The 9121-nt window shown below is 71.8% G+C and carries 8 protein-coding genes; 2 read left to right on the top strand and 6 right to left on the bottom strand.

Translation table 11 applies throughout. The features are described 5' to 3' along the window. Positions 1-61 precede the first annotated feature (61 nt). Complete coding sequence (locus tag ACFC1R_RS12585; protein ID WP_375937029.1) at positions 62-2683, bottom strand: FHA domain-containing protein; 2622 nt, start codon at positions 2681-2683, stop codon at positions 62-64. A gap of 276 nt (positions 2684-2959) precedes the next feature. On the opposite strand from ACFC1R_RS12585, the gene serB reads away from it, so the two are divergent. Continuing rightward, positions 2960-4222 (top strand): phosphoserine phosphatase SerB, encoded by a 1263-nt coding sequence (gene serB, locus ACFC1R_RS12580; RefSeq protein ID WP_375937026.1) that lies wholly within the window; start codon positions 2960-2962, stop codon positions 4220-4222. Positions 4223-4318: 96 nt separating this feature from the next. On the opposite strand, the gene ACFC1R_RS12575 is transcribed toward serB, so the two are convergent. The 3 genes from ACFC1R_RS12575 to ACFC1R_RS12565 form a co-directional block, all read right to left on the bottom strand. Then, the gene (locus ACFC1R_RS12575) at positions 4319-4846 is read right to left on the bottom strand and encodes a histidine phosphatase family protein (protein WP_375937024.1); all 528 of its coding nucleotides are present in this window, start codon (positions 4844-4846) and stop codon (positions 4319-4321) included. A 92-nt stretch (positions 4847-4938) separates the two neighbouring features. Then, positions 4939-5061 (bottom strand): SGM_5486 family transporter-associated protein, encoded by a 123-nt coding sequence (locus ACFC1R_RS12570; protein ID WP_375937021.1) that lies wholly within the window; start codon positions 5059-5061, stop codon positions 4939-4941. Positions 5062-5148: 87 nt separating this feature from the next. Beyond that, a complete protein-coding gene (locus ACFC1R_RS12565; protein WP_375937018.1) occupies positions 5149-6465 on the bottom strand; it encodes a CynX/NimT family MFS transporter in 1317 nt (438 codons plus the stop codon). A 151-nt stretch (positions 6466-6616) separates the two neighbouring features. Here ACFC1R_RS12565 and ACFC1R_RS12560 point away from each other — a divergent pair, with 151 nt between their 5' ends. Continuing rightward, positions 6617-7291 (top strand): FadR/GntR family transcriptional regulator, encoded by a 675-nt coding sequence (locus tag ACFC1R_RS12560; RefSeq protein ID WP_375937015.1) that lies wholly within the window; start codon positions 6617-6619, stop codon positions 7289-7291. Between the two features lie 86 nt (positions 7292-7377). Here the strand turns inward: ACFC1R_RS12560 and fabI are convergent, their stop codons facing one another. Together fabI and fabG are read right to left on the bottom strand one after the other, a co-directional pair. After that, complete coding sequence (fabI, locus tag ACFC1R_RS12555) at positions 7378-8145, bottom strand: enoyl-ACP reductase FabI (RefSeq protein WP_045303935.1); 768 nt, start codon at positions 8143-8145, stop codon at positions 7378-7380. Between the two features lie 2 nt (positions 8146-8147). Beyond that, entirely contained in the window at positions 8148-8867 is a 720-nt protein-coding gene (gene fabG, locus ACFC1R_RS12550; RefSeq protein ID WP_375937011.1) for a 3-oxoacyl-[acyl-carrier-protein] reductase, read from the bottom strand. Positions 8868-9121 lie beyond the last annotated feature (254 nt).

Here is a 9121-nt window from a genome sequence, read left to right as displayed (position 1 = left end):
GGTGTGGGCTGGTCGGCGGTCATGTGCCCCACGCTACCGCCGCCCGTGCGGGTCCTGCGGGTCAGCCCTTCTGCATGACCTCGGGCTCGTGTCGGCGCTGGAGCCGCTGCACCAGGAACGCCAGCGCGACCGACATGGCCAGCAGGACGAGGCAGTTGACGGCCCAGTGGCCGACCGAGTGCTCCCAGAGCGCGTCGATCTCCCCGGGCTTGCTGCCCATCGGGGCGATGTGCGCCAGGTCCAGGGTGTTGCCCGTGGCGGCCAGGCCCCAGCGGGCGGGCATCAGCCAGGCCAGCTGCTCCAGGCCCGGCTTGTGGAAGAGCTGGAACACCGCACCGGTGAAGACCATCTGCACGATGGCGAACATCACCAGCAGCGGCATGGTCTTCTCGGCCGTCTTGACCAGGGCGGAGATCACCAGGCCGACCATCATCGAGGTGACGCTGAGCAGGATGATGCCGACCGCCATCTCGACGGCGGGCGCGTGCTTGAACACCAGGCCCTCGGCGGGCAGCTTGCGCACCCCGAAGCCGATCCCCGAGATGATCGCGCCCTGCAGGACGCTGACCACCCCGAGCACGATGATCTTCGACATCAGGTACGCCGACCGGGAGAGCCCGGTGGCGCGTTCCCGTTCGTAGATCGCCCGTTCCTTGATCAGCTCACGGACGGAGTTGGCCGTACCGGACAGGCAGGCGCCGAAGGCGAGCACCAGCAGGATCATGGCGGAGGTGCCGTTGGTGTGCGTCTTCGGGCTGGGTTGCAGCCCGAAGTCGTCGGGGATCATCGTGCTCACCACGCCGAGCACCAGCGGCATCAGCAGCGACAGCAGGATGAAACCCCAGTCGGAGCCGATCACCGAGAGGTAGCGGCGGATCAGCGTCCACAGCTGGGAGCCCCAGCTCTGCGGCTTGGGCGGGCGGATCTGTTCGCGGGCGATGGCGGGCGACTGGGCGGCGACCGAGTCCACGTCCGCCGAGTACTGCTGGTAGTGCACCGAACCCCGGTAGCGGCCGGCCCAGTCGTGGTCGGGGTAGTTCTCGAAGGCCTGGAAGACGTCGGCCCAGGTCTCGTAGCCGAAGAAGTGCAGCGCCTCGTCCGGCGGACCGAAGTACGCCACCGAACCACCCGGTGCCATCACCAGCAGCCGGTCGCAGAGCGCCAGTTCGGCCACCGAGTGGGTGACCACCAGGACCGTGCGGCCGTCGTCGGCGAGCCCGCGCAGGGTCTGCATGACCTCGCGGTCCATGCCCGGGTCGAGGCCGGAGGTGGGCTCGTCCAGGAAGATCAGCGACGGCTTGGTGAGCAGTTCCAGCGCGACCGAGACACGCTTCTGCTGGCCGCCGGAGAGCGCGGTGATGCGGTTGTCGGCGCGCTTGTCCAGGCGCAGCTCGTACAGCACCTCGTCGATCCGGCGCTCGCGCTCGGCGGGCTCGGTGTCGCCGGGGAAGCGCAGCCGGGCGGCGTACTTGAGGCCGGTGCGGACGGTGAGTTCCTTGTGCAGGATCTCCGACTGCGGCACCAGGCCGATCCGCGAGCGGAGTTCGGCGAACTGCTTGTAGAGGTTGCGTCCGTCGTAGAGGACGTCACCCCGGTCGGCGGGACGGTAGCCGGTGAGCGCGCGCAGCAGGGTCGACTTGCCGGAGCCCGACGGGCCGATGACGGCGACCAGGGACTTCTCCGGGACGGAGAAGCTGACGTCGTTCAGCAGGACCTTCTTCGCGCCCTTGTGCTCGACCTCGACGGTCAGGTGGCGGGCGGAGAAGGAGACCGCGCCGGTGTCGACGAACTCCTGCAGCTGGTCGCCGACCAGGGTGAAGGTGGAGTGGCCGACCGTCAGGCGGTCCTGCTGCCCCATCAGCTGGCGTTCCACCGGCTGCCCGTTGAGGAAGATCCCGTTGTGACTGCCGAGGTCGACGATCTCCCAGCGGCCGTCGGGCAGTTGGCGCAGCTCGGCGTGGTGGCGGGAGACCTGGAGGTCGGAGACCACGATGTCGTTGTCCAGCGCACGGCCGATCCGGATGGTCCGCGACCCCGCACTGAGGCTGCGCACCATGGTCGGGTTCCCGAGGCCCGGCTGGGACTGCGCGCCGCCGCCGGAGGGCTGCGGGGCGGGGGCCTGCTGCTCCGGGAACCCGGACGGCTGCGCGGCCGGCCACTGCTGCTGGGGCTGCTGGACCGGCGGTTGGGCGGGCCAGGGCTGCTGCGGCATCGCCGGCTGCTGCTGGTACTGCTGGTGCTGGGACGCGCTCGGGCCCGGCCTGGGCGCCGTGGTGGACTCGTACCAGGACGGGCTCTGCGGCTGCGCGGCCTGCGGCTGGGACGGCACCCCGGCCGGGGCCGAGAAGGCGAGCCTGGGCCCGCTCTCGGCGTTGCCGAGGTGCAGCACGGTGCCCGGCAGCAGCTGCGCGCGCAGCGTCCGCCCGCCCGAGGCGTAACTGCCGTTGGTGCTGCCGTGGTCCTCGAACTGCCAGCTCGCACCGTCGAAGGAGATGGTGGCGTGCTGCCAGGAGACCCTGGCGTCCTCGAACCGGAAGTCCGAGCCCGGGTCGCGCCCGATGGTGTACGACTGTCCGGGCTCCAGAACCCGCTGCTGCCCGTTGATCTCTGCTACGAGTTGCGGCACTGTCCGCCCGCCCCGCTCTCCGGTCCCCCGGGTGTTCCTGATTCTGACAGGGCGCATCATTCCAGCCGGGCGCCGCGCGCCCAAAGTCCGGTCCGCCGTCGGCACAACCTTCACGCAACCTCCAGAGGCAGGACAGCGCGGGCACCCGGGACGCACCGCCGTCCGACGGCCCCGGGCCCACCGGGGCGCCACCCGCCGCGAGGGGCCCGCCGGGTCCGGACGGCCCCGGCCGGCCGCCGCTTCGCGCGGGCCCCCGCGCGCCCTGCGCAGCGCGTCCGCGGTCCGGACGGGTGCGGTGAACGGGGCCGGTGGCCCGGTAGCGTGGGAGACACCATGAACGCATCGCCTCCGGCCGCTGAGCCCCTCCCCGCCCCGCAGCCCTCCGCCCCGCTCGCCCGGCGCGGCGCCGACGACGAGCGCACCCTGCTGGTCAAGGTGTTCGGCAAGGACCGTCCCGGAATCACCGCGGGCCTGTTCGCCACGCTCGGCGAATTCGGCGTCGACGTGATCGACATCGAGCAGATGGTCACCCGTGGCCGGATAACGCTGTGCGCCCTGATCACTCCCCCGCCCGCGCCGGATGCCGAGGGCACGCTGCGGGTCACCGTGCACCGCTGGGCCGAGGGCCTCCGGCTCCAGGCCGAGATCATCTCGGGCATCGGCGACAACCGTCCCCGCCGGGAGGGCCGCTCGCACGTCACCGTGCTCGGCCACCCGCTGACCGCCACCGCCGTCGCGGCGCTGGCCAACCGCGTCTCCGAGGCCGGTGGCAACATCGACCGCGTCTTCCGCCTGGCCAAGTACCCGGTGACCGCCGTCGAACTGGCCGTCTCCGGGGTCGCCACCGAGCAGCTGCGGGCCGAGCTGGCCGTCGAGGCGGCCGCACAGCGGGTGGACATCGCGGTGGTCCAGGCCGGCCTGCACCGCCGGGCCAAGCGCCTGATCGTGATGGACGTGGACTCCACCCTGATCCAGGACGAGGTGATCGAGCTCTTCGCCGCGCACGCCGGCTGCGAGGAGCAGGTCGCCGAGGTGACCGCCGCAGCGATGCGCGGCGAGCTGGACTTCGCGGAGTCGCTCCGGGCCCGGGTCGCCCTGCTGGCCGGGCTGGACGCCGGCGTGACCGAGAAGGTCCGCGCCGAGGTGCGGCTGACGCCGGGCGCCCGCACCCTGATCCGCACCCTCCAGCGGCTCGGCTACCAGGTGGGGATCGTCTCCGGCGGGTTCACCCAGGTCACCGACCACCTGGTGGAGCTGCTGGGCCTGGACTTCGCCGCCGCCAACACCCTGGAGGTCGAGGACGGCAGGTTCACCGGCCGGGTGACCGGCGAGATCGTGGACCGGGCCGGCAAGGCGCGCTGGCTGGCGCGGTTCGCCGAGCAGGCGCGGGTGCCGCTGGAGCAGACGGTGGCGATCGGCGACGGGGCCAACGACCTCGACATGCTGAACGCGGCCGGTCTCGGGGTCGCCTTCAACGCCAAGCCGGTGGTCCGGGAGGCCGCCGACACCGCGGTGAACGTGCCCTTCCTGGACACCGTGCTCTACCTGCTCGGGATCACCCGCGAGGAGGTGGAGGCCGCCGACCTGGTGGACTGAGGCGTCCACCGGCGGCAGCGCTCCCAGGGGCACGGGGGGACGGCACCGCGGGACCGCAGTCCCGTGTCACCGCCCCGCGCCCCTGGACGCCCCGGGTCAGTCCTGCGGGGTGTGGAAGGTGTCCAGCCTCGCCACACCCGGCTCGACGTCCTTCCAGGAGCCCGTGAAGCCCAGCACCGCGACCGCCGCCGTCGGGAACCCGCCCAGCCGCAGGCGGTTGAGCGCCTCGGGGTCGCCCTCGTCGCCCGCCAGGATCTGGGTCAGTCCGAGCACCCCCGGGTTGTGGCCGACCAGCAGCACGTCGGCGTACTCCTCGGGGGTCTCCTGCAGCACCGTGATGATCTCGCCGGCACTGGCCTCGTAGAGCCGCTCCTCGTAGACCGTCTTCCGGGGCCTGCGGGCGAGGCCGTGGACGGCCAGCTTCCAGGTCTCCCTGGTGCGGAGCGAGGTCGAGCAGAGCACGAGGTCTGGGCTGATACCGGAGTCGGCGAGCCAGACGCCGGCCTCCTTCGCCTGGGCCTGACCACGGTCGGCGAGCGGCCGCTCGTGGTCGTCCACCTGGTTCGGCCAGTCGGCCTTGGCGTGGCGGAGAACGATGATCCTGCGGGGCGTGTCGGCGCTCATACTCCAAGAGCTTTCCAGAAAACCGGCCGCCGGGCGCGCCGCCCCCGACCGGCACCACCCGCAGGAGTGGAGCACCCCGGGCCGCTCCTGCGTCAGCCCATGCTCTGGGCGACGCTGGCGATGATCGACACCACCACGACGATCGCGGCGATCAGACCGAGCATCTGCAGCAGCTTCTTCTGGCCATTCGGCGGATTCGGTTCGAGAACGGGCATGGCGCCGAGTCTCGCATCCGCGGCCCGCCGGACGGAAACCGGGGTGGCGCTCTTGACCTGCACTTGGTGCCGGCCGGCCGGCACGACTCAGGCGGCCGCCGCAACCCCGGCGGCCGGGGCCTCGTCCTCGATGTGCCGGGCCCGCGCCGCGCGCACGCCGACCAGCATCTGCGGGACCAGCAGCACCGCCAGGAAGCCCAACGGCAGGTACCAGGAGCCGGTGGCCTGGTAGATGGTGCCCACCAGGATCGGGCCCGGAATGGAGATCAGGTACCCGAGGCTCTGGGCGAAGGCCGAGAGCTGGGCCACGCCGCCCGAGGTCCTGGCCCGCAGGCCGATCATGGTCAGCGCGAGCGGGAAGGCGCACATCGACAGACCGACCAGGGTGGCCCACAGCCAGGAGACCGTACCCGCCGCGAACGCCAGGCCGACGTAGCCGAGGATTCCGCACACCCCCAGCAGCACCACGAACAGCCGCTGGTCGCCACGGCGGGCGGCCAGGTTGGGCAGGACGAAGGAGGCCGGCACGCTGACCACCATCACCAGCGCCAGCAGCACCCCGGAGGTGCCCTCCGAGACCCCGGCGTCCTGGTAGATCTTGGGCAGCCAGCCCATGGTGGCGTACGCACTGGTGGACTGGAGGCCGAAGAAGGCGGCCAGCGCCCAGGCGGTGCGGCTGCGCACGATCGGCAGCCTGGCGGCGGGGCCCTGCGCCGCCCGGCCGGTGGCACCGCCGCCGTCCCGGCGCAGGAAGAGCGTCACCAGGCAGAGCACCAGGGCCACGATCCCGAGCAGGCCCCAGACGCCCAGACCGAGCCGCCAGTCACCGCCCAGCGCGCCGGTCACCGGGACGGTGATCGCGGCGGCCAGCGAGGTGCCGACCGACAGCGACATCGAGTAGAGGCCGATCATCGGACCGACCCGCTGGGGGAAGTACCGCTTGATGACCACCGGCAGCAGGACGTTGGAGACCGCGACACCCGCCAGGGCGACGGCGGTCAGCAGCAGGAAGACCGCCGTGCCACCGGCGAAGGAGCGGGCGAACACGCCCAGTGTGACGGCCCCCATCCCGGCCGTGACCACCGCGATCGGACCGACCCGCCGGGCCAGGGCGGGTGCGGCGACCCCGAAGACCGCGAAGCAGAGCGCGGGCACCGCGGTGAGCAACCCGGCGACGGTGGCGTTCATCCCGAGGTCGGCGCGGACCTTGTCCAGGAGCGGGCCGAGGCTGGTGACCACCGGCCGGAGGTTGAGCGCGGCGGCCGCGATCGCGGCGGCGAGCAGCCAGGCCAGGTAGCGGCTGCGGCGGTCGGCGGGGCCGCTCCCGGTGCTCGCGGTGGGGTCGGTGTCGGTGGGCCGCGCCAGGGCGCGTGGATCGGTGGCGGGGTCTGCTGCGGTGGACATGCGCCCATCATAGAATGATGGGATGAATTCACACACCCCGGTATCCTGAGCTCCATCGGGCCTTCATCGAGGTTCAGGACCGCACCCCGGTGCGGTCCGCCGGCGGATGCGGTCGCGCGAGCAGACCCTCACACAGCAGGAGACAGAGTTCATGGTGCTGTCAGCCACCCGGCGAACACCGCTGTCCGATCAGGTGATCGCGCAGCTCCGCGCCCAGATCACCTCGGGCGAATGGCCGGTCGGCTCACGGATTCCCACCGAGGCGGCGCTGGTCGAGCAGCTCGGGGTGGCCCGCAACACCGTCCGGGAGGCCGTCCGGGCGCTGGCCCACAACGGTCTGCTGGACATCCGCCAGGGCTCGGGCACCTACGTGCTGGCCACCAGCGAGCTGGCCGGGGTGATGCACCGCCGGTTCGCGGACGCCGACCAGGACCAGGTGGCCGAGCTGCGGTCGATGCTGGAGAGCGCGGCCGCCGGACTGGCCGCCGCCCGCCGGACCGACCGTGACCTGACCCTGATGGGGACCGCGCTGGCCCGGCGGGAGGCGGCCTGGTCCTCGGGCGACCCGGAGGACTTCGTGCAGGCGGACGCCACCTTCCACCAGGCGGTGGTGGCGGCCGCGCACAACGACGTGATCTCGGCGATCTACGCGGACCTCAGCGAGGTGCTGCGGGCCCACCTGCGGCACGACGTCGGACCGGAGCTGATCCCGGAGAAGTACCTCGGCCACGACGGGATCATCGAGGCGATCCGGGACCACGACCCCCAGCGGGCCTCGTACGAGGCGGGCCGGGCGATCGGCGGCTGCGGCACCACCGAGGTCTGAGCGCCCGCCGCGGGCGCCCGCCCGGGCGGCCCGCAGACACGTGAGCCCCGGGCCGAAGCGGCCCGGGGCTCACGGTGTCCGAAGGGTCAGGCGCCGATGGCGTGCAGACCGCCGTCCACGTGGACGATCTCACCGGTGGTCTTCGGGAACCAGTCCGAGAGCAGCGCGACCACACCGCGGCCGGCCGGCTCCGGGTCGGAGAGGTCCCACTTCAGCGGGGAGCGGGTGTCCCAGGTGGCGGCCAGGTCGGCGAAGCCCGGGATGGACTTGGCGGCCATCGAGCCGATCGGGCCGGCCGAGACCAGGTTGACCCGGATGTTGCGGCCGCCGAGGTCACGGGCCATGTAGCGGGAGGTGGCCTCCAGCGCGGCCTTGGCCGGGCCCATCCAGTCGTACTTCGGCCAGGCGAACTGCGCGTCGAAGGTCAGGCCGACCACCGAGCCGCCGTCCTGCATCAGCGGGAGCAGCGCCATGGTCAGCGACTTCAGCGAGAACGCCGAGACGTTCATCGCGGTCGCCACGGACTCCCACGGGGTGTTCAGGAAGTTGCCGCCCAGCGCGTCCTGCGGGGCGAACCCGATCGAGTGCACGATGCCGTCGAGGGTGGGCAGGTGCTCGCGCACCTGGTCCGCGATGCCTGCCAGCTGCTCCTCGCTGGAGACGTCGAGCTCCAGCACCTTCACCGGCTTGGGGAGCTTCTTGGCGATCCGCTCGGTCAGGCTGGGGCGGGGGAAGGCCGTGAGGATGATCTCGGCGCCCTGCTCCTGGGCGAGCTTGGCGGTGTGGAAGGCGATGGAGGACTCCATCAGCACACCCGTGATCAGGATGCGCTTGCCCTCAAGGATTCCGCTCATGTTCAGTGACCCATGCCCAATCCGCCGTCGACGGGAATGACGGCTCCGGTGATGTATGCGGCCTCGTCCGAGGAGAGGAAACGCACCGCCGACGCGATCTCGGCCGGTGCAGCGTAACGTCCCAGCGGCACGCCGGAGACGATCTCCTTGCGCCGCTCCTCGGTGAGCACCGCGGTCATGTCGGTGTCCACGAAGCCGGGGGCGACCACGTTCACGGTGATGTTGCGCGAACCGAGCTCGCGCGCCAGCGAACGGGCGAAGCCGACCAGGCCGGCCTTGGAGGCCGCATAGTTGGCCTGCCCCGGCGAGCCGGTGAGACCGACCACCGAGGAGATCAGCACGACCCGGCCCTTGCGCGCCCGCAGCATCTTCGCCGAGGCACGCTTGACCACCCGGAAGGTCCCGGTGAGGTTGGTGTCCAGGACGGAGGTGAAGTCCTCCTCCGACATCCGCAGCAGCAGGGTGTCCTTGGTGATGCCGGCGTTGGCGACCAGCACCTCGACCGGGCCGTTGGCGGCCTCGACCTCGGTGAAGGCCGCGTCCACCTGGGCGGCGTCGTTGATGTCGCAGCGGACGGCGATCACGCTGTGCTTCGCCAGCTCCTCGGGGACCTCGCCCGAGCGGCTGGTGATGGCGACCTTGTCCCCCGCCTCGGCGAAGGCAAGGGCGATCGCGAGGCCGATGCCCCGGTTACCTCCGGTGACGAGAACCGAGCGGCTCAACGATCCACCTCTCTCCGTAGTTGTCGGCAGCCTCTGGGGGGTGGCACGTGGGGTGCCGGCCGGGCTGCGGACGTTCGCAGTGAACGCGTACGCAGTGTGACGGTATCGGTCCCGTCGAGGCTGCGACGAATCCGGCTCCGACAGGTACGCCCAGTTCGATCTGTGGTGTTCCGACAATGCGTGCACGGAGGGGATCCGCCGCGGATCGCCCCGGAGAACCGGTGCGAACCGGGAACAACCAACCCCACCGGGCC

This window comes from Kitasatospora sp. NPDC056138 (assembly GCF_042264695.1).
In the GTDB taxonomy this organism is placed as follows: domain Bacteria; phylum Actinomycetota; class Actinomycetes; order Streptomycetales; family Streptomycetaceae; genus Kitasatospora.
The sequence above is the reverse complement of the archived record's forward strand: the minus strand, read 5'-3'. Positions and strand labels throughout refer to the sequence as shown.